The sequence below is a fragment of the Mycobacterium sp. NTMscope_MAC_12 genome (assembly GCF_976985675.1).
The window spans coordinates 1,462,759-1,483,624 of record NZ_CDRJYY010000001.1 but is presented as its reverse complement, the minus strand read 5'-3'; the positions used below and the strand labels follow the sequence as shown (position 1 = coordinate 1,483,624).

17 protein-coding genes and 3 pseudogenes are annotated in these 20,866 nt (G+C 66.3%); 14 read left to right on the top strand and 6 right to left on the bottom strand.

The genetic code is table 11. The features are described 5' to 3' along the window. The first annotated feature begins 3 nt into the window (after positions 1-3). The 5 genes from AC0KS4_RS06890 to AC0KS4_RS06870 are packed head-to-tail and all read left to right on the top strand — an operon-like array spanning position 4 to position 5,631. Positions 4-567, top strand: coding sequence for an NADH-quinone oxidoreductase subunit J (locus tag AC0KS4_RS06890; protein WP_238957638.1), 564 nt, complete (start codon positions 4-6; stop codon positions 565-567). Further along, a complete protein-coding gene (locus tag AC0KS4_RS06885) occupies positions 564-866 on the top strand; it encodes an NADH-quinone oxidoreductase subunit NuoK (protein ID WP_023870214.1) in 303 nt (100 codons plus the stop codon). The genes AC0KS4_RS06890 and AC0KS4_RS06885 overlap by 4 nt, the downstream gene beginning before the upstream one ends. 44 nt (positions 867-910) lie before the next feature. Further along, positions 911-2,716, top strand: coding sequence for a proton-conducting transporter transmembrane domain-containing protein (locus AC0KS4_RS06880; protein ID WP_225329944.1), 1,806 nt, complete (start codon positions 911-913; stop codon positions 2,714-2,716). 2 nt (positions 2,717-2,718) lie between these two features. Next, complete coding sequence (locus AC0KS4_RS06875; protein ID WP_225329943.1) at positions 2,719-4,209, top strand: complex I subunit 4 family protein; 1,491 nt, start codon at positions 2,719-2,721, stop codon at positions 4,207-4,209. Positions 4,210-4,227: 18 nt separating this feature from the next. Continuing rightward, a complete protein-coding gene (locus tag AC0KS4_RS06870) occupies positions 4,228-5,631 on the top strand; it encodes an NADH-quinone oxidoreductase subunit N (protein ID WP_225329932.1) in 1,404 nt (467 codons plus the stop codon). A gap of 997 nt (positions 5,632-6,628) precedes the next feature. On the opposite strand, the gene AC0KS4_RS06865 is transcribed toward AC0KS4_RS06870, so the two are convergent. Both AC0KS4_RS06865 and AC0KS4_RS06860 read right to left on the bottom strand, forming a co-directional pair. Continuing rightward, positions 6,629-7,825: a sensor histidine kinase gene (locus tag AC0KS4_RS06865; RefSeq protein ID WP_225329931.1), complete on the bottom strand. Its 1,197-nt coding sequence runs from the start codon at positions 7,823-7,825 to the stop codon at positions 6,629-6,631. A gap of 343 nt (positions 7,826-8,168) precedes the next feature. Further along, positions 8,169-8,564 (bottom strand): annotated as a pseudogene (locus AC0KS4_RS06860) (response regulator transcription factor); the annotation flags it as partial. Positions 8,565-9,178: 614 nt separating this feature from the next. Here AC0KS4_RS06860 and lpqS point away from each other — a divergent pair. Both lpqS and AC0KS4_RS06850 read left to right on the top strand, forming a co-directional pair. After that, complete coding sequence (gene lpqS, locus AC0KS4_RS06855) at positions 9,179-9,649, top strand: putative copper homeostasis (lipo)protein LpqS (RefSeq protein WP_472408504.1); 471 nt, start codon at positions 9,179-9,181, stop codon at positions 9,647-9,649. Between the two features lie 105 nt (positions 9,650-9,754). Further along, the gene (locus AC0KS4_RS06850; protein ID WP_374109751.1) at positions 9,755-10,864 is read left to right on the top strand and encodes a PLP-dependent cysteine synthase family protein; all 1,110 of its coding nucleotides are present in this window, start codon (positions 9,755-9,757) and stop codon (positions 10,862-10,864) included. Here AC0KS4_RS06850 and AC0KS4_RS06845 read toward each other — a convergent pair. Continuing rightward, positions 10,836-11,030 carry a hypothetical protein gene (locus AC0KS4_RS06845; RefSeq protein ID WP_225329928.1) on the bottom strand — a complete coding sequence of 65 codons (195 nt, stop codon included), beginning with the start codon at positions 11,028-11,030 and terminating at the stop codon, positions 10,836-10,838. The genes AC0KS4_RS06850 and AC0KS4_RS06845 overlap by 29 nt on opposite strands. Before the next feature lie 93 nt (positions 11,031-11,123). Between AC0KS4_RS06845 and AC0KS4_RS06840 the strand changes: the two genes are divergently transcribed. From AC0KS4_RS06840 to AC0KS4_RS06815, 6 genes and pseudogenes are all read left to right on the top strand, one after another. Next, a complete protein-coding gene (locus AC0KS4_RS06840; RefSeq protein ID WP_225329927.1) occupies positions 11,124-11,441 on the top strand; it encodes a transposase in 318 nt (105 codons plus the stop codon). Between the two features lie 66 nt (positions 11,442-11,507). After that, positions 11,508-11,741 carry a hypothetical protein gene (locus tag AC0KS4_RS06835; protein ID WP_238957637.1) on the top strand — a complete coding sequence of 78 codons (234 nt, stop codon included), beginning with the start codon at positions 11,508-11,510 and terminating at the stop codon, positions 11,739-11,741. 529 nt (positions 11,742-12,270) lie between these two features. Continuing rightward, positions 12,271-13,719 carry a group II intron reverse transcriptase/maturase gene (gene ltrA, locus AC0KS4_RS06830; RefSeq protein ID WP_007168383.1) on the top strand — a complete coding sequence of 483 codons (1,449 nt, stop codon included), beginning with the start codon at positions 12,271-12,273 and terminating at the stop codon, positions 13,717-13,719. Positions 13,720-13,848: 129 nt separating this feature from the next. Next, positions 13,849-14,173, top strand: a pseudogene (locus AC0KS4_RS06825) (integrase core domain-containing protein); the annotation flags it as partial. A 188-nt stretch (positions 14,174-14,361) separates the two neighbouring features. Next, positions 14,362-15,663 (top strand): threonine synthase, encoded by a 1,302-nt coding sequence (locus AC0KS4_RS06820; protein ID WP_308011591.1) that lies wholly within the window; start codon positions 14,362-14,364, stop codon positions 15,661-15,663. After that, positions 15,660-16,067, top strand: coding sequence for a hypothetical protein (locus AC0KS4_RS06815; protein WP_472408503.1), 408 nt, complete (start codon positions 15,660-15,662; stop codon positions 16,065-16,067). The genes AC0KS4_RS06820 and AC0KS4_RS06815 overlap by 4 nt, the downstream gene beginning before the upstream one ends. Positions 16,068-16,443: 376 nt before the next feature. On the opposite strand, the pseudogene AC0KS4_RS06810 reads toward AC0KS4_RS06815, so the two are convergent. Next, positions 16,444-17,317 (bottom strand): annotated as a pseudogene (locus AC0KS4_RS06810) (phosphopantetheine-binding protein); the annotation flags it as partial. A 125-nt stretch (positions 17,318-17,442) separates the two neighbouring features. Continuing rightward, entirely contained in the window at positions 17,443-17,730 is a 288-nt protein-coding gene (locus AC0KS4_RS06805) for a hypothetical protein (RefSeq protein WP_225329675.1), read from the bottom strand. Positions 17,731-18,054: 324 nt separating this feature from the next. Here AC0KS4_RS06805 and AC0KS4_RS06800 point away from each other — a divergent pair, with 324 nt between their 5' ends. Beyond that, positions 18,055-19,317 (top strand): DegT/DnrJ/EryC1/StrS aminotransferase family protein, encoded by a 1,263-nt coding sequence (locus tag AC0KS4_RS06800; RefSeq protein WP_225329674.1) that lies wholly within the window; start codon positions 18,055-18,057, stop codon positions 19,315-19,317. A gap of 45 nt (positions 19,318-19,362) precedes the next feature. Here AC0KS4_RS06800 and AC0KS4_RS06795 read toward each other — a convergent pair whose 3' ends face one another. Continuing rightward, entirely contained in the window at positions 19,363-20,736 is a 1,374-nt protein-coding gene (locus AC0KS4_RS06795; protein WP_238957635.1) for an FAD-binding protein, read from the bottom strand. Between the last annotated feature and the right edge of the window lie 130 nt (positions 20,737-20,866).

Genomic DNA, 20,866 nt, shown 5'->3' with positions numbered 1-20,866 from the left:
TACATGCTCGTCGATATCGTCTTCTGGACCTGCGCGGCGATCGCCGTGCTCGCCGGTGCGGCGGTCTTCCGGGTGACCTCGATGGCGCGCGCCACGTATGCGCTGGCGGTGTCGTTCGTCGCCGTGGGTGTCGCGGTGCTGCTGCTGGCGCAGAACTACATCGGCGTGGTGACGATCTTGATGATGGTGATGGAGATGGCGGTGATGGCCGTCTATATGGTCATGTTCATGGGCATGAACCCGGCGCTGATGCCGATGAGCATGGTGCACGACAGGCGCCGGGGCCTCACCGCCGCCGTGGGTACCTTCGTTCTGCTGGCGACCGGGATCCTGCTGGTCGACTGGCCATCGCGGCGCGGCGCACCACCACGCGATGTCACCGTGGCGCTCGGGGAGGAGCTGATGGGACCGAAGATGCTCGCGATGGCCGTTATCAGCCCAATCATGGTGGCCACCATTGTGGCCGCGATTGTGTTGGCGGCCAAGCGGAGCCGTTACGACCGGTTCGGCGATGACTTGAAACACCGTCCCGCCCGCGACCCGCAGCCGGGAGGTGTCGGGCGATGACCCTCGACACGGTGCTGCTGGTGGCGGCCGCGTTGTTCAGCGTCGGACTCTACGGTGCGCTCTCCCAGCAGGTCGTGGTGATGGTGATGATGGGTCTCGAGTTGATGATCAACGCGATCATCCTTGCCGCCGCGGGCTTTTGGTGGTTCCTCGCGCCGGCGCCCACCGGCCAGGTTTTGCTGCTGGTGATCATCGCGGCGATGACCGTGGAGATGGCGATGGGCTTCGCCGTCGCGACGCTGCTACACCGCGACCACCGGGCCGACATGACCGACATGGCCTCCGAGCTGTCCGGTTGACCGTGGCAGGGGGCACACCAGCGCAGCTTTGGTTGTGGTTGCTGATGCTCGCGCCGGCCGTGGCCGGCGCGATGTTACTGCTGGGCCGCCGGTTCGAGCGGTACGCTGCGGCGATCTCGGTGACCACAGCGGCTGTCATGCTGGTGCTGTCGATAGTCGTGAGCTTCGCCCGCCCGGAACTGGCCGTGGCGTTCATGGCCGGCACGGAATTCGCGTTGCGGATAGATGCGCTGGCCGCGGTGGTAGTTCCGATGGTGGCGGCGGTGACGCTGCTGGTGTTGGTGTTCGCCGCCGGAGACATCCGGGAAGCGCCGGGCCGCTTCCACGGGTTGATGCTGTTGTTCGCCGCCGCCGTCGTCGTGACGGCGACGGCAGCGACGTTGCCGGCACTGCTGTTGGCGTGGGAGGTGATGGGGGCGGCGTCGTATGCGCTGATCGGGTTCAGGTGGCGCGATGAGTATCGGATGTCTGCCGGGCTCACCGCCTTCCTGACCACCCGCACCGCCGACCTCGGCCTCTATCTGGCCGCGGCGGCTGCGCTTGCCGGTGGCACGGGGCTGGCGCTCGCCGACCTACCCGGCGCGAGCGGTGGCTGGCGGCACGTCATCGCGTTCGGGGTACTGGTCGCGGCCCTCGGAAAGGCCGCGCAGCTGCCGTTCTCATTCTGGCTGTCGCGGGCCATGGAGGGTCCCAGCGCGGTCAGCGCGCTACTGCACTCGGCCGCGATGGTCGCGATGGGCGCCTACCTGCTGCTGCGGACGCAACCGCTTCTCGCGGCCACGGGGTGGGCCGCGCCGGCCGCGGCGTGGATGGGTGGAGGGACCGCGCTGCTGTTGGGCGCGGTCGCGGTGGCGCAGCGTGATCTCAAACAGCTGCTGGCGGCCTCGACCGCGGCGCAGCTCGGATTCGTGGTGATGGCCGCGGGGCTGGGCGCCGTCGGCGGCGGCGCCGCGCAGCTGATCGCCCACGCCTTCACCAAGGCCGGATTGTTCCTCGCGGCCGGCGCCTGGTTGTCGGTACTGGGCACCAAGCAGCTCGACGGCCTATGGGGGGTTGCCCGACGGTGGCGGCTGCTGGGCTGGTCGGCCACCGTCGGCGCCCTAACTCTGGCCGGGATTGCGCCGCTCTCTCTTTGGGCGACCAAAGACACGGTGCTGGCCGCCGCCCTGCACTACTCCCCCGCCCTCTACACCGTGGGATTGGCCGCGTCGGCTCTCTCGGCGGCTTATGCCGGAAAGGTCCTAATCGTGCTGTGGCGCACCAAAGCTACCGACAACAGCCCCGGCGTCACGCGAGATGCCTTCGGCCCCAACGCCTTCCAGCAGGCCCCTATCGTCGTCCTCGCGGTCGGCGCCGCGGCGGCGGGAGTGTTGGCGTTGCCGCCGGCCGGCCCGGCTCTTACCCGGGCGCTGCGCGGCACCGCGAGCCCACCCGCGACGGCGCTCGAGCTGCTGGCCTCGGCGGCGCTAGCGGTCATCGTCGTCGCGGCGGTGGCGCGCTGGTGGGTACCCGAGCCCCGATGGGCAGGCGGCTGGCTCGGCCTGGAGCGGGCCGCAAACCTCCTCGTCGTCCGGCCCACCTTCGGCCTCGCGCGTATCCTGGCGCGATTCGACGACCGGGTGCTCGACCGGGCCGTGGAGGCAACCGCAACGCACTCGCTACGGGCAGCACACCGTGTGGCGCACACGGACATTCGCGCGGTCGACGGTGCGGTGGAAGCGGTCGCGGGTTGGATGCGCCGGCTCGGTGAATTGGCGCGCCGACCGCAAACCGGCCAGCTGCACCAGTACTACCTCGCTGCCGTGGTGGTGCTGGCATTCGGTGTCGTGGTCCTGGTCGTAGCGAGGTGAGCGTGCTCAGTGTGATCGTTTTCCTGCCGCTAGCGGCGGCCCTGGTGTTGCTGGCGCTGCCGCGGCTTGGCGGTGCTGCGGCAAACTGGATTTGGGTTGCGGTCACAGCCGCCGATGTGGCGCTGACTGCGGTGGTGTGGGCGCTCTATCGGACGCCCCGGCCCGGTGCATTGGCGTTCGAGGAGAAGGCTCGATGGATACCCGGGGTCAACAGCAGCTACCACCTAGGGGTCGACGGGCTATCGTTGCCGCTGGTCGTCATGACGGCGGTGATCTTTCTGGCCTGTGCCCTCTACAGCCTGCGCGGCCGCGACCGGCCTAAACCGCTGGCCGCGCTGTTTTTGTTCCTGCAGACGGTGAGCCTGGGTCTGTTCGTGTCCGCCGACCTGATCCTGTTCTTCGTTTTCTTCGACTTGTCCATCGTGGCAATGTATTTCGTGATCGCCGGCTGGGGTCACGGCGACGCCGGCCGGTCGGCGCTGAAGTTTTTCCTCTACACCTTCCTGGGTTCGCTGGCGCTGCTCGTCGGTTTCATCGGCCTGTATATCGCGGCCGAGCCGCACACGTTCGACATGGTGACCCTGGCCGCCAGCACACCCCTGGGCGGCAGCCCCGTCGCCGGCGGCTTGGTTCTCGCGGCGATCCTGCTAGGACTGGCAGTCAAAACTCCCACCGTCCCGTTCCACACCTGGCTGCCGCCGGCCCACACCGATGCTCCCGCGGTCGGCTCGGCGGTGCTCGCCGGGGTGCTGCTGAAGATGGGCGCCTACGGGTTCGTGCGGATAGCAATGCCGATGCTGCCGCAGGCCTGGCGCGCGTGGGCGTGGGTGATCATCGTTGTCGGCGTGGTGTCGGTGCTCTACGGCGCGCTGGTGGCGTTGGCCCAAAACGACTTCAAGCGGATGGTCGCCTACACCTCGGTCAACCATATGGGCTACATCGTGCTCGCCGTCGGTGCGGCCGGGCTGATCGCGGGTGACACCGCACAGGCTCGCGGGGTTGCAATCACGGGCGCCGTCACCCAGATGGTCAGCCACGGTTTGATCACCGGTGCGCTGTTTCTGCTCGCCGGGGTTTTCTACGAGCGTTCGGAAAGCTACGACATGAACACCTTCGGAGGGCTCGCCGGGCCGGCCCCGAAACTGGCTTGGCTCTTCGCCGTCGGCGCATTCGCCTCCCTGGGCTTGCCGGGCTTCTCCGGCTTCATCGCCGAATTCCAGATCTTCACCGGCAGTATCGCCGCCGCACCGATCACCGTCGTCGCGCTGCCCGGCATTCTGGTCACCGCGGCGCTGTTTCTGCTCGCGCTGCAGCGCATCTTCACGGGCGAGACGCGCGGACACTCGGTGGGATTTGCCGACCTCCGTTATTCCGAAACATGTTCTGTCGGAATGCTTCTCGCTTTATCAGTCGTTATAGGCGTGTTGCCACGGCCGTTGCTCGACCTGATCGAGCCGGCCGCTCACGCCCTCGTCGGACTCGTGGGCCGGTAGCCGGCCGTGGAGACCGGGATGCGGCCATTGCTCATGCTGCCCGAGATGCTGGTGTTCGGCGGCGGGCTGGTGGTGCTGATCAGCGGATCGTTTCTGGCCCGGCGCCAGCAGTGGTGGACCCGGGGTGTCGCCGTCGCCGCGCTGTGCGGTGCCATCGCCATCGCTGCGGTCGGGATGACCGGTCCAGATCGGACCGCTTTTGACGGCACCTTCGCCGCCGACACCGCCACCGGCGTGGCGCGGATCGTGGTCATGGTCGGGACGCTGTTGGTGCTCGCGGTGGCCGCCGGTGAGATCGCCGGCTCGGTCCGCGAAAGCGAAACGTACGCACTGCTGCTGTTTTGCACCGCCGGAGTTCTGGTCCTGGCCGGAGCCGAAGATCTGCTCGTGCTGATAACCGGATATCTGCTGGCCGGCATTCCGCTCTATGGGCTGATCGGGCTGGTGCGCTCCGCGAAGGGCGCCGAGGCGACGATGAAGGCCTACCTGATCGGCGCACTATTCGGGATCGTCCTGATGCTCGGCGTGACCGTGCTCTACGGGGCTTCCGGCACCACGCGCTACGTCGGCCTGGCGGCCGGTCTTGGCAGCGCACCAGCAGGTGCCATCGCCGCGGGACTGCTCGGTGTCGTCGCGGGCCTGATGTTCGAAGCCGGCGGTGTGCCCGCGCATTTCTGGATTCCCGATGCGGCAGAAGGGGCAAACGGGACCGCCGCCATGTTCTTGACCACCGTGCCGAAGGTCGGGGCGCTGCTCGCGCTCTACCGCCTGGTCGATGTGCTGCCCGGAAAGACGGCCTGGCCGTTGCTGGTCGCCGTGATCGCCGTCGCCAGCATGACGCTGGGCAACCTCGCCGCGTACTGGCAACACGATCCGCGGCGACTGCTGGGCTGGTCGACGATCAGCCAGGTCGGCTACCTGCTGGTTCCGATCGCCGTCGCCGGACGCACCGGGCTCGCGCTCCCCTCGCTGCTGTTCTATCTCGCCGGCTACACGCTCACCAACAGCGCGGCATTCGCGGTGAGCACGGCGCTGCCGGACCGACGCCAGCTCGACTCCTACCGGGGTCTGGCTTACGTTCGGCCCTGGCTGGCCGGTGCGCTGGTGGTCGCGCTGCTCGGCCTGGTCGGAACTCCGCCGACGGCGGTCTTCATCGGCAAGCTCACCACGGCGACGGCGGCGTGGGACGGTAGCCAGGCATGGCTCGCCGTGGTTGTCTTTGTCAACTCCCTGATTAGTCTCTTCTACTATCTGCGCTGGATCATCCCGTCGTTCCAGCGGCCCGCCGAAGGGATGAGGGACAGCGTCGTCACGGCGGAGAAATGGTCCGCACGCACCGCAGTTGTGGCGGCGGCCCTGAGTCTGGGGCTCGGAATCGCAGCCGGTGCCGTCTGGGAAATGCTCCCCAGATCGCTGATGTAGCCGCGCTCTCAGACTAGGACCGTCGGCTTGCTGACCAGTCGGCAACCAACGGCCATCTTCCGCTTGCGACTATTCGCACAGCACCCCGATCCACCACCGGGCACATGTCGGTGCTAGGAGCTGCGACCCTCTACAACAAGCTCGCCAAGGTGAAGCTGCCAAGCCGGCACCATAGAGCCCGCGCCCGTTGAGGTCTGGGCCACGCAGACAATTCAACTGTGCCTCAACGCCGCGGACATCCGGCCCACGGCGACCCGGCTGACTCATACGAATCCGCGTCGGCCTAATACACCGGCTCCGGAAGATGTCAGAGCCGATTCGCGCAGCATGGCGCTTTCCGGCGGAGTCTACGCCGCACTAGGCGTTCGGAACCTCACACAGTGACTGCGGCGTTAGTGTCCGCCGCCACCATGTCCGCCGCCGCCGCCGTCGTGGCCGCCACCACCACCATGTCCCCCTGGACCTCCGTGGTCATAGCCTCCGTGGCCATCGTCACCGTGGCCATAGTCACCGTGGCCGGGTCCGGGGTCGTCGCAGCCAGGGTTCCAATACCCATAGCAGGGGTAAGCCGGCAAGGGTCCGAGCTGGGCTTGGGCACCGGCTGCGGGGGTGGCGCTGGCCAGTCCCAAACCAGCGGCCATGACGGCCGTCGCCAAAGCAAAACGCCTTGGCTTCACCAGTGAAAACATACGTAATGGGTACCCAAGCGACTTCGAGGGAAAACCGACGCTTGGCATAGGCCTCGGACGATCCTGCGCCAGGTTTTGGCGGGCCGGCGCATCGCGGTGACGGCATCGAGTGGCCATCATCGTCGCACACAGCCAGGCAAGGCTCCCGGCGCGGGAGTACACATATGTGCGCGGCCCCACCGCCTCGACGGTGTTCTTGCGCACAGCACCGGCAAACCCCAACGGTCCCGCAGCCTGATCGGAGGCCAGCGATGACGCCACCGGCTGCTCGCCCGGGTGCCCCACCCCAGTCGGGATCGACGTCGACACTAAGTAGAGCTGGCTCTTTCGCCCGCGGATACCACGGTTTTAAGGGTGCGCTCGGCACCCGATGCAGCCAGCGGCAGGGTGACGGTGAACGCGGCGCCTTTGCCGACGCCGTCGCTGGCCGCGGCGACGCATCCGTTGTGGGCCTCGACCAGCGCCTTGACGATGGCTAGTCCGATTCCGCCTCCGCCGTAGCCCCGGTCGTGGGTGAGATCGGCTCGATAGAACCGTTCGAACACATGGGGTAGGTGTTCGGCGGGGATGCCCTCACCGCTGTCGACGACCGAGAGCGTAAACTCACCGCCCTCCGCAGCCGCGCGGACTTCGACGCGTCCTCCCGGCGGCGTGTGGCGCAGCGCGTTGTCAAGCAGGTTGCCTAGAACCTGAGATAGCCGTTGCGAGTCCCCCCGCAGCGGGGGCAGGTTCGCAGGTAACGTGACGACCAGATCGACATGTTTGCTTCGATAGCGTTCCTGCGCGGCCGTCACGGCAGCATCGATCAGCTCGCGCACGTCGATCCAGCTAAAGGCCATCGAGAAGGCACTCTCTTCGGCTTGGGCGAGTGCAGCAGTGTCCTCGGAGAACCGCACTAGCCGGCGGGTCTGGTCGCGCAGCATCGCGGTGGTCTGCGGGGTCAGCGACCGCACCCCATCTTCGAGCGCGTCCATATAGGCATCCAGCACCGAGGCGGGGGTGCGGATCTCGTGGGCCAGGTCGCCGAACAACTGGCGCCGAGTAGCGTCGACGGTCTGTAGCCGCGCCGCCATCTGGTTGAACGAGTCAACGAGGGTGTCGAAATCCTCGTCGAGGCGGGTAGGCGAAATCCGGATGTCGTATCGGCCGCGGGCGACCTCGGTCGCAGCGGCGGCGACCTCGGTGACCGACCGTTGCAGCCGACGGCTGACATACCAACTGACCGCCAGCGCCATCAACGCGGAAATGGCAAGGGCGCCGCCGACGGCCACGGCGGTGGCCGATCTGTAGGCATGGTCGGCATGTATTTCCAGGAAAGAGTTGACGGGCACCTTCCCATGCATGTGCTTATGGAAAAGCGGCGGTCCGACGACGGCGGCAATTGCCCAGGTGGCGGCTGCACCGGCGGCGAGCACTAGTGTCTGGGCCAGCAGCAGGCGCAACCCGATGCCGGGCCGACGCAAGAACCGGCGCGGCTTCGCACCCGGTGTGGTGTTGTCACTCATTGGCCAATTCCCATCCAATATTCGACGCCGGTCACGGGCGATAATCGATCGCGGCCCAATTGCTCGTCGCCGTGTTCGCTCGACTGTGTGCGAAGGACCTTGCCGAGCCGGTCTGGACGAGGTGATCTTTCCTCCCCAAGGTCTACGCGGGGCAAACCCTTTGTCGTGATGTGAGAGGTGACTCGGTCGACTGCCCTTCTGGGTCGCAGTCTAGGCCTTTCGCCATTCCACAGGAGTCAAGTTGCGTCCAGGCAAGAAGTGCACGAAGGCGACGCACCGAAATGACCGCCTGCTAGTCGGCTGTGGCCTCGGTGCCGACGTCCCCGCTCCCTGGCTGCATAGTGCGCGGTCGGCGCAGCATCGCGAGGATGCGGGCGACGAGTTCGCGGGGCCTGAAGGGCTTGGTCACATAGTCGTCGGCGCCGACCGACAATCCGATCAGCGTGTCCGCCTCGGTGCCGCGGGCAGTCAACATCACAACATAGGCATCGGAGAAGGTGCGCAGCTGGCGGCAGGTTTCAATGCCGTCCATCCCCGGCAAGCCCAGATCAAGGACAACGACATCAGGGTGAAACGCACGGGCCAAAGTGAGCGCATCGGACCCGTCGTGAGCGATACACACTTCGAACTGCTCATGCTCGAGATAACTGGCGACCACTCCCGCCAGCGAAACTTCGTTGTCGACCACCAATGCCCGATGGCCTGCGCCGGTCACTGAAGTCTGCGGCACTGTTTCCATCCGTCCATCATGCCTGCCGCGATCATGCTGTATCAGTTTTCCGGCGCTTGAGCGATGTCGAGGGAATCTTCGCGCGTTCTGCGCTGGTGTCGCGGCGATCGTCCCCTTCGACCGGGAACCTGTCGGTGTCCTCGGATTGTCATGACCGAATTCTTACTGAGCCTGCTTCTGCCGCGCGGGCTCTCACCGCCCTGACCGCTGCGGCTCCGGTTTCTCCTCACCGGTGAGAATGACTCGCGCAATACTCTGAGGGAAGGTTGGTATCAGTGATGCGCGGTGATCTCGCCACCCTTATCACCACATCATCGCGCCGGCGCGCCGCGCCCGCGGAATCCTACGCTGACTTTGCTGATCGCGGTTAGGGTCATCGCCGCGCTGATCATTAGGGACCCGACGGGCACGTGCGGTTGCCGCTGAGCCTCGGCCATAAAGGATCCAATATCCTGGTCGCGCTTATCGACTTGCGCCCCCTGCGCAAGGATGCTTGGCGGCGCGCACTCTCAGCGCTCGCCTCGATGACGCCCCGACCGACGCGGCCGAAGTCGGTTCAAACCACTCCGTCAAGCCGTGCGTTCTTTCGCAACAAGTAGGACTTTGTAAGTTGCTGGTTCGTAGTGCACAGGTCAGGTGCGCGGTTCCGCTTTTTTGCGTCGCGGTGCTGTTACAGTCGGGTCATTGTAAGTTTCAGCGGCACCCCGACGAGTTTTCGCCTGAGGTCCACCGTTCTGGTGTTCGTCGCGGCGGTGCTACTCGTCTTGGGCGCCAGAGTCGCGCTGCCCTGCTGTGAAGTCTCCCCGGTCCATTCACATCGCTCGGTATCGGCATCTGCGGATCGTGTTTTCGCGCTCGCCAGTCACGACCATGTTCAGCATGAATCCATCTGTTCGTCGGACATGTCTGCTGCCGCGGTCTTACCGCAAATCGCGCCGCGGGCCGGTTCCGATTTCATCGCCATGGCGGGCATCGCCATTGTCGGGTGGCTGCCGGCCATGCTGTCGCCAATGATGCGGCCGTCGGCCGGTCGGCTCGCGGCTTCGTTGACGGGCAAACAGATTTTGTCCCGGTTGTGCATCACTCGTCGCTGACCGGTCATCGTCAGACCGGTGGCTCTGCTGCCATCACGGTTGGTGACTGCTGTCATTGTCGGCTGCCGCGCTGTGCCGCGGCTTTCACGCAGAAGCGACGATCACATGAATTCTGCCTTATCTCCTGAGAACAACCGACCTATAGCATCTCAGCCCGTTGCGTTGGGCACGCAGGGACGGGCGAACACGATTGTCGGCACCACGCCGGTGTTGCGGGTGTCCGCGCCGTTCAGTGAACCGGACCGCGGCTTCTGGGCCAAGCTCGAGGGACTTAATCCCGGTGGTATGAAGGACCGCCCCGCGGTGCACATGGTGGAACAAGCTCGGGCGCGCGGAGACCTGCTGCCCGGTGCGCGAATCGTCGAATCCACCAGCGGCACCATGGGCTTGGGTTTGGCGCTGGCCGGGACCGTGTACGGGCATCCGGTCACCGTGGTCACCGATCCCGGCATGGAGCCGATCATCGAGCGCATGCTCACTGCCTACGGCGCCCACCTCGATCTGGTCGCCGAGCCTGATCCGGTCGGTGGGTGGCAGCAGGCGCGCAAGGACAGGGTCGCCGAGCTGTTGGCCGAAGATCCGCATACCTGGTATCCCGACCAGTACAACAACCCCGACAACGTGGACGCTTACCGACCGCTGGCCTTAGAGTTGATTTCCCAACTTGGAAATATTGACGTACTGGTGTGCTCGGTGGGAACCGGTGGACATTCGGCGGGGGTGGCGCGGGTGCTGCGCGAATACAACCCTGACCTGAAGCTGATCGGCGTGGATACCATCGGCTCCACCATCTTCGGGCAACCAGCCGCCCCCCGACTGATGCGCGGCCTCGGGTCAAGCATTTATCCCGGCAACGTGGACTATCCAGCCTTCAACGAAGCACACTGGGTTGCCCCTGCAGAGGCGGTATGGGCATGTCGTACCCTGGCTTCGACCCAATACGTCAGCGGCGGCTGGAGTGTGGGCGCGGTCGCACTTGTCGCGGGCTGGGCCGTCCGAACACACCCGCGCGATACCACCATCGCCGCGGTATTCCCGGACGGGCCGCAACGCTACTTCGACACCATTTATAACGATGATTACTGCCGCGAGCACGCTCTGCTCGACGTCGAGGCGCCGCGCGAACCGGCGGTCATCAGGCACCCCACCGAACGCGTCGTGCAGTCCTGGACCCGCTGCCCCGTCGTCATCGACCCGGCCGCCGGAAAGCGTTGATGGGCTTCATCGGCCAGTCCCGCAGCTTTGATCCGCCGAGCCGGATGTTGATGATCAACCAGTTCGGCATCAACGCGACGATGGAGTGGGTCGATTGGTTCAACACCGGCGTTACAGCAAGCTCGACTAGGTTTCGCCCGAGGAATACGAGGCCGCCTTCTGACATGAAAATAAGGTGACCGCAGCGTGTAGGTGTATCACCCGCTTTGGGTGAGTGGTTCGGGGGTGGTGTTGACCCCTGAAGGTGGACACCTAACTGGTGGGACTGCTGGTCCTGCGGGAAGGTTGTCCGTATGTCGGGCAACGTAAGAAGCACACCCCGGAGTTCCGGGAGCAGGCTGCCCGCCTGGTGATCGAGACCGGCCGACCGGTGGCGCATGTTGCCGCCGAGATCGGTGTCGGCGAACAGGTGTTGGGTCGTTGGGTGCGCCTCGCACGAGAGGCGGCCGCAGCTGGCGATACTGACGCGGTTTTGGATGCTGATGAGCGCGCAGAGCGGGAAAACGCTGAATTACGTTTGGACCGTGCATTTTTGAAAAGGGCCGCGGCCTTCTTTGTCTCCGAACAGAACCGGTAGAGGCCTACCGGGTGGGCGCCCCGGATCCTGGCCGATCTGCGGGAGGACGGTGAGTCGCGTAAGACGGTGGCGGCGTCACTGCGCCGCCAGCACCTGGTCGGGATCAGCCCGCGTACCTTTGCGCCGGCCACAACCGTGGTTGATCTGGATGCCCCGGTTCCCAGGGACCTGGTGGGACGCCGGTTCGACACTGGGGAGCTGGACCGGGTGTGGACCTCAGACATCGAGCGCCGTGAGGCGCTGTTCAACCGAACGGAGGTGAGAGACCACCGTCGCCGAGCCATCGCAGTGGCCCGGTAGAAGCTGGGGGCAGCCTGATCTAAAGAGACTTTGGTGAGGGTGGGAAGCAGCCCCGACAACGCCGGGACGGCCTGGTACTGCCAGACGGGTCGGGTCCGGCTAGCGAGACGGGAAGGTGTACGCGAGGAACCAGCGGCTGAACGCCTCTTAAGAGAAGACCACCAGCTCCAACCTGGCGGATGCGGGCTGGGCAGCGACGCGCACCCGCCCTGAGGGCGGGGAACTCGTGGGCCGGTTGATGTCGCCGGTTCGGGAGGTCACGGTGAAGGACTGCGGCGTAGCCGTGACGAGGTCGCAGGGGCATAGCTGGACACCTCACCCGTCAAACGGTTGACAGTGAACACGGGAACCACCGCGCCGGTCCCCGGTCAGATCCGGCAGCCAGCCGGGCTGGAGGGGTAGGCAGTCGTCGGCTGATGCCGGTGTGGTGGGGCGGAGGAGCCGTAGTAGTCCGAGGCCGGGAAAGCCGGTCGCATGGCAAAGGGCTCCAGCGGGTTCGCGGCGAGTACGCAGACTGTGGAGGTCACTTGTGAATACGAGTGCTTTGTGGCCCGACCCGGACACGGCCGAGCTGCGGGTACGCAGGATGCAACGCAAACTGCACCATTGGGCGGTTGATGAAAGCGACCGCTGTTTCGATGATTTGTACAACCTCGTTTATGACCCCGCATTCCTCACCCTCGCGTGGGAGCGGGTGCGGACGAACAAGGGTGCGCGCTCAGCCGGTGCCGATGGGACCGCACCGCGGTCTGTCGGTGCGGCAGAGGCGGTCGGACTGCTTCAGCGGCTCCGCGAGGAACTCAAGGAGCGGATATTCCGGCCGGATCCGGTGCGGGAGGTGATGATCCCGAAGGCGAACGGCAAGCTCCGCCGCCTGGGTATCGCGACCGTCGCCGACCGGGTCGTGCAAGCTTCGCTGAAGCTGGTGCTGGAGCCCATTTTCGAGGCGGACTTTCATCCGTGCGCATATGGGTTCCGGCCGGGCAGGCGAGCCCAGGACGCCATCGCTGAGATCCATCACCTCGCCAGCGGCTCACGGGCCTATCACTGGGTTTTCGAGGGAGACATCACGGCGTGCTTCGATGAAATCTCGCATTCGGCCCTTATGGGCCGGGTGCGGCGACGTGTCGGGGACAAACGCGTTCTGGCCCTGGTGAAGTCGTTCCTCAAAGCCGGGATTCTCTCGAAAGATCTCGGCTACCGGGACACCATCACCGGCACTCCGCAAGGCGGAATCCTCTCACCACTGCTCAGCAATGTCGCCCTGTCCGTTCTCGACGAGCACTTCGCCGCGAAGTGGAAGGCGCTCGGCCCGGAATGGACACGTGCCAAGCATCGACGCGCCGGAGTTCCGACCATGAAAATCGTCCGCTACGCAGACGATTTCTGTGTCATGGTCCACGGCACTCGCGCTGATGCCGAAGCGCTTTGGGACGAGATCGCAGCAGTGCTCGCGCCGATGGGCCTGCGCCTGTCGGTCGAGAAGAGCAGGATCTGCCACGTCGACGAGGGGTTCGAGTTCCTCGGCTTCCGCATCCAACGGCAGATCAAAAGGGGCACGACCAAGCACTACGTCTACACCTGGCCGTCGAAGAAGGCACTTATGTCCATCACCGACAAAGTCAGGAATCTGACGCGGCGACACAAACATCGAACGCTCGCTGATCTGCTGCGCCAACTCAACCCCGTCCTGCGGGGATGGTGCAATTACTTCCAGCACGGGGTGTCCAAACGCACCTTCGACTACCTCGACCACTTCACATGGTGGCGGGTGGTGACTTGGATGCGCAAACGGCACCACGGGCTGGCGTGGGGCGTCTTCCATCGACGGTTCCTGCCCAATTGGCAAATCCGCGAAGGCAAGACGGCGATGTTTCGGCCGCAGAAGGTAGAGGTCACCCGATACCGCTACCGGGGCACGAAAATCATCACCCCTTGGACAGCGAGGCCGACGGACATCACTGCACCAGTGGCCTGAATCCGTGGAGAGCCCGTTGCGGAGAAATTCGCTCGGCGGGTTCGGAGGGCGGGCCGGGGAAACGGATCGGTAGAAATGCCGACACCGCGCCCCGGTCCGACCCCTACACCTATCTGGGACCACGTGCGTACCGATCTCGTGGAGTCCGCGGTCGCGATGGCGGTGGCAATGCGCGGCGAGCATGCCGACCTCGGCTCTTGGTACACCTGCGCGCAGCTCGCACGCTTCGCTGACCGGCACACAACGTGGCCCGCTCGGTCGGCCGTACCGGGGTGTGTTGGGATAACGCTGCATCCGAATCATTATGGGCCACATTGAAAGTCGAGTTCTATGACCGGTACTTGTGCCCAACCGGGCGGCGGCTAAGCTCGTTGTCGGCGACTGGATCGAGCGGGTCTACAACCGGCGCAGACGACATTCGGCTATCGGCATGATCAGCCCGGTCGAATACGAAAACACATTCACTCAGACGGCACAGGCCGCCTGACCCTATGTCCACCAAACGGGGTCAAGCCCAGTCGTACAGTTACGTGTCATGGTTGCCTCGATCGGGAAGTACATGCCACGTAAGCCCGGATCACCGCACTTTCACCGAATCCACCGCGGTGGTCGACCGGAAAATGCCTGGGGTGGTCACCGAAGATGGGTCAGACCTCTAACCATGCTCGATCGGGAATTCGCCGTCGTAACACTATGAACGCACGCTATCTTGGGTTTCTCCGTTGTCCCCGGTGCGAAGTGCAAGCAACAGAAGACCAAGCATCGTTGGGATGCCCGGCCTGCGCCCGCCACGGCATCGGAGTCAATCTGGCCCCTGCATACGCGTTGGCGCCGGGTCCCTTGCCGTGGCAGGCGTCCCAGCCGGGCATTTTCGGCTTTCGCGGATTGCTGCCGTTGGCGCCCGACGACGTCCCGGTGAGCCTGGGCGAAGGTGGGACGCCTCTGGTTTCGTTGCGTCGGATGGGGACACGACTGGGCTTGCGCAGACTCATGCTCAAAGACGAGGCGCGCAATCCGACATGGTCATACAAGGACAGGCTCGCAGCGGTCGCCGTCACGAAGGCGGCGGCCTTTGGAGCTTCAACCGTCGTCGTCTCCTCGACCGGCAACCACGGCGCAGCGGTCGCCGCCTACGCCGCCGCCGCGGGGCTTGGCTGCGTGGTGCTCACCGTGTCTTCAGTGCCGCGCGAGATCAGGATTCTGATGCAGGCCTACGGCGCCTGCGTCGTCGCTTACGACAACGGCCCGGACCGGTGGTCGGTGCTGCGGGCGGCGGTCGAGGCGTTCGGCTGGATGCCGGTATCCGGGCTTGTAACTCCCCAGATCGGCTCCAATCCGTTTGGCATTCAGGGGTACAAGACGATCGCCTTCGAGCTGTGGCGCCAACTCGGCGAAACGCCCGACGTTGTCGTGGTGCCAACCGCCCACGGTGACGGGTTGGCCGGTCTTCGCCGGGGATTTTCCGACCTCGTCGGTTTGGGTCTTATCAGCCGCATGCCCAGGTTGGTCGCGGTCGACCCGTTCGGCGCCTACGTCGGCGGGCTCCATTGCGAAGAAGGAGAGCAGCCAACGGTTGCCACTCAGCCGTCAATGGCGTTTTCCGTGGCGACGCGAAGGGCCACCTATCAGGGATTGGACGCCATAAAAGCCACCAACGGGACGGCAATCGCCGAACCAAGCAATGACGCGATCGCCCGCATGCAACTCGAATTGGCCTCGACCGAAGGCATTTACGCAGAAGGGGCGTCCGTGTTGGCGGTGCTCGCAGCTCAACAACTTGCCGAGCGGAAGTGGATCGATCCTGATGAGAGCGTGGTGGTGTTGTCGACGTCGACCGGGTTGAAGGACCCCGGCTCGTCCGCGAGCCACCTGCCGGATCTACCGGTGCTTGAACCCACCCTGACAGCTCTCGAAGGTGCGCTGCCGAAAGGCATGTGCCGGTGACCGCGGTGATCGTGGCCCCACCCGACAGCCGGTTGCTTGCGACGTTGTATTCCATGTGGAAGTTCGTAGCGCGACTCAGCTCCGGGTCGATCATGGCGGCGCCAGCGCGCGCACTTTTCCGGCCGCCTCGGCAGGATTCCTCACGCGGCGATGTTCTCGGTTGGCCGCCGACCGCCCGGCCCAGGCGTTTCTTGCGGAACACCCACGGCGCGATGGGATTTCCCTGCCAGCAGGTCGACGACGGCACGTGCTCGCCGCGCATCACCAGCGACGCCGGTCCGACGGTGGCGCCGGTACCCGGCCGGGCCGTCGGCAGCGCCACACTATGCGGGCCCGGCGTAGCTCCGGATTCCAGGACCACCGTGCCGGTGCGCATGATCCGGTCGTGGAACAAATGCGTCTGAACCACGCAGCCGCGGTTGACGCTGGCGCCGCTGCCCAGCGCGCGCAACCACAGGTTCAACACCGGCGTGCCGCGGGCCCCCGCGCGAACCAGGGGCCGCCACCGTCTGCACGAAGGCTTCAGACACCTCGTTGCGCCACACGAACGACGACCACAGCGGCCGCTCGGTCACCCGGATGCGGCCGACCGACAACCATTTCGCCAGTATCGTGGCAGCGCCGGCGATCGCGCCGGCCGCCAGCAGCACGACACCGCTGCCCAGAGCAGCCCAGCCGTAGCCGAATTCGCTTGCCAGCCAACGCAATGCGTCCACGACGGCGACGCCGATGGCAATCATCACCATCAACGGGATCAGCTGGCAGGTCTCGACGAGGGACCGCAGCGCTTTCAGCTGCAGCGACCCGCAGGTGCTCGGAGCCCCCGCGCCGGTAGGTGCCCTGCTGCAAGCGTGATAGCAGCAGCCGCGCTCCGAAGACCGCGATGGCTATGCGCCCCGCCGGGGTGATGAACAACAGAAATCCGGCGATGATCCACCACCCGTCGACCGTCACCGGCCATGACAGCAGCCGCAGCGGGCCGGCGACAGTGTTGCCAGCGCCAGCCACCTCACCCCACTGCATGCCGTCAGGGTCGGCAGCGGTAGCGACAGCAGCACCTGCGCGGCCTGTGTCCACCACGGGCGTCGGGCGCACCGCGTGCGGCGCGACGCGGACCGGCGGATCGAACTCATCGATAAAACGGGCCAACGACGACAGCCGGGGATGGTCGTGGAGCTCGGCTATCGTCATCTGCGGATAGCGGTGGCGCAGCGCTTCCACCAGCTGAGCCGCCGACAGCGATTCGCCACCCAGCGCGAAGAAATCGGCGTCCGGCCCGTCGATGGCAGCGCCCAATACCTGGCGCCACGGCCCGGCCAGCCAGCCCATCGTGTCCCCGAGGTTTGGCGATTCATTCGCCATTTCGCCAACCGGCCACGGCAGCGCGTCCTGGTTCACTTTGCCCGACATGCGGGCGGGCAACTGCTCAACGAGCACCAGCCGCGGCACCAGCGCCGCGGGCAGCGTTTGCTCCAGCGCCGTCCGTGCGGCCGCCACATCGAACGATGGATCGATGCTCACGATGTAGCCGACCAGCAAGCTCGCCGGCGCCGGGCGTGCGCCGCACGGCGGCAGCTGCGGCGCTGACGCCGAGCAGATTCACCAGCGCGGAATCCACCTCGCCAAGCTCGATGCGCCGACCCCCGACCTTGATTGCCCACACACCGAAAACAAGAGTGTGTACGGTTCGGCCTGGAACACCCAGAAAGGTAGGGAAGCAATGACCGACACAACCCCCCACCCCTCCGGCCGCCACCACCCCCGGTGGACTCGCTGGCTCTACCCAGCCGTTGCCATTACCGGCATCGCGGTCGGCATCTTCGTGATCGTCGCGGGTCTATACCTTCTGTTCGCGCACCCTAACTGTTGTGGCTCCATGAATGGAGACATGCCGTGTTGTGCCGCCATGAGAGAGGACATGAAGAAAATGATGGACGGCATGAAGATGCCGATGGGAAACATGCCGAATACGCCTGGCATGCCGTCGATGTCGCCAATGCCATCGATGCCGAGCATGTCCCCGATGCCGAACATGCCCATGCCCAGCCCTGGGCGGTAAATGCGCAATGCGAGGAATCGTGCGACGAAAATTCCTTCCCCTTAGGCAACACATGATCGTCAGAGACGGTTCGTGGGGGCGGATGGTCGGCCACCTACCGCCCGCTGGATCATGGGTGCACCGCCACAGTTTTGTGTCGGTGAAGTCGTATGAAAGGACCGATTCTCGTCGGAGGACTCGACCGCAGCTGTCATTAGGGCCCGCACGGCGGCAAGCCCGTTTTCGTCAGGCACTCAAGACGTCCCGGGAACGTAATCTCGCGTTAAGTACGCCGGGACTGGCTCGGTGCATTGGGTAACCCAGCGGTGCCCGCCAAGACGAGGAGAACGTGAATGGCCACGCTCGCGATCGCCGGGGGCTCGCCGCTGTGGCAAGACGGTTGGCCGGCGTGGCCGCAGCATGACGCGCGCACATCCGAACGGGTCGTCGCCGCGCTGGGCAGCGGCCGGTGGACGGTCAGCAGCGGCTGGACCGGCGCGCAGCCCTACGAGCAGGTGTTCGCCCGTAGGTTCGCCGAATTCGTCGAGGTGCCGTATTGCGTGAGCACCGACCACGGTTCGAGCAGTCTGATGATCGCATTGGAGGCGCTCGGGGTGGGAGCCGGGGACGAGGTGATTGTCCCGGTGCTGACCTGGGTGGCCACGGCGACGGCGGTGCTCAATGTCAACGCGGTCCCGGTGTTCGTCGATGTCGACCCGCAAACCGGATGTATGGATCCCCGGGCCCTGTCGGCCGCGGTGACCGAGCGAACCCGCGCGGTCACCGTCGTGCACCTGCACTGTCGAATGGCCGATATGGACGCGATCGGCGCCCTGGCGGCCGCGCACGGGCTGCCAGTAGTCGAGGACTGCGCGCAGGCGCACGGCGCCCGCTGGGGAGGCCGGCCGGCCGGCTCGCTGGGCGCGGTGGGGGCTTTCAGCATGCAGCAGGGAAAGGTGCTCACCTGCGGTGAGGGCGGCGCCGTCGTCACCAAGGATCCGGCGCTCTACGACCGGCTCCAACAATTACGGGCGGATGCCCGGCGTTATCCCGCCGCCGAGCCGGACATCGGCTATCCCTACCTGGTCGAGGCGGGCGAGGTGATGGGCACCAACCACTGCCTGGCCGAGCTGCCTGCGGCGCTGCTGCTCGACCAGCTCGAACGGTTGCCCCAGCAGTTGCGGCAGCGGGCCCGGGCGGCCGAGCTGCTCGACAGCGAACTCGCCGGGGTGCCGGGCGTGCGGCCCATGGCCCGGCCAGCCCAGCTGGAGCTGCCAAGCATCTTCGCCTACACCGTGCGCCGCGACCCCGGCGCCTTCGCGGACGCGCCGACCGATCGGGTGTGCGCCGCGCTGGCGGCCGAACTCGGCCTGCGCGTGTACCGCTCGGATCGGCCGCTGCACGACAACATCCTGTACTGCCCGCAGACCAAGGAACGCTACCGGTGGCTGCATGACCGACTGCGCGAGGCGGCGCAGCAACGCTTCCCTGCGGCCGAGGCGCTCTACGAGAACCTGATCCTGTTGCCCCACCGCGCCCTACTGTCCGAGCCCGCCGGCCTAGAGGCGATTGTGGCGGCCTTCCACAAGGTCGCCACACACGCAGACGAGCTGTGAGCCGCTGACTGACCGCCGGCTGGCCTGCAGCGTGCCGGCGCATGGTCAGGACGTCGACGTCAGCCCGGTCGCGGTCCAGTGGGCCAGAGCGAGCGTGGTGAGCGAGGGGTTGGCCGCCCCGGAACGAGGGAAGGACGCCGGGCCGACCACGTAGGCGCCGTCCACGGCGCGCAGCCGCCCGTGCTCGTCGACGAGATCACCGCCGAGCGGCAGCGTCCCCGCCTCGTGATCGACGGACCCCAGTGGCCACCCATAGGTCGCCGGTGCCCCGACCGGCAGTCCGGTCACCTGCATCATCGCCGTGTCGAACGGTTCGGGGGCGGTGCGGAAATCGCCGAACCGCAGCTCCGGAGCGCGGAGGCCGACGCCCGCCGCGACGTTCGTCCACACACGACCGAGCAGGTCGCGCTGCGCGGCCAGCACGTCAAGGTCGTCCGGCGCGAAACCGGGCTCGATCAGGCCCGGCCACGGCGATCCGGCCATGGGCGTGAACGACACCCGGGTGTGCGCGGATCGCACCTGCTCCCCCATCGCCCACACGTCGAGCAGGACCTCTTCCGGGTGGCTGTCGGGCGCGTCCCTGAGGCGGACGAAGACGTTGCAGCGGGCAGTCGCATCACCGGGTGCGTACCACAGGGCGTCTAGCGAGCCGGATACCCCGAGCGCCGCAGCCGGCAACCGGACCACGAAACCGCGCACGAGGTGATCATTGAGCCCGATCACCGGGCCGTGACCGGCCAGCTCGGGAAGTTGGGCCACCAATCTGGTGTTCTCCAGCGTCCCGGCGGCCAGCACGACCCCGCCGGCGGAGATCACCTCCTCCGCGCCGTCGGCACGCCGTACCCGAACCCCGCGGACCCGCCCCCGACCAGACACCAGCTCCACCGCCTCACAGCGGGCACGGATCTGCGGCCCCCGCCCGCCAGCGCAGCGGTCGAACGGGGTGTATGCGCGCCGAACGCCACCCTCGGACCGCACCGCCTGCGGGACCGGGCGAAGCAGCGTGCCCAGCGCCGCCGAGACTGGATCGGGCGGCCGAGCAGGCGGCGCCGGCGCCAGCGGGCCGCCAGCCCAGGCGATGAGATCGCGCTCGACGTCGTCGTACAGCGACTCGAGTAGCGCCGCCCGAATGCGCTCTGGCCAGCACAGATCGGCCAGCGCCCAGTCGTCCATCCGGATGACCACGCCGTGCCAGCGCAGCGACCGCCCGCCGACCTGGTCGGAACGCCGCACAACCTGGTAGTGCGGCGGCAGTGAACTGTGCCACCGCACTGCTGGGGTGGCCGGCCCGAATCCGGTGCCCACCCCTCCCGAGTCCAGCACCAGGACGTCCCGGAGACCGTCGGCGGCCAGCAGGCGGGCGACTTCGAGGCCGCTCAAGCCCGCGCCGACGACCACGACATCGGCCGTGACACCCACTCCACGCCTCCACTTCCCGTCCTGGCCGGCTAATGCCAGATCACGCCGCCCCGGCATTTCACCCGGCACCTGCCTACCATGTCGCTAGCTGGACCGGGACGGGAGGATCATGTCGACACGAACGGGATCA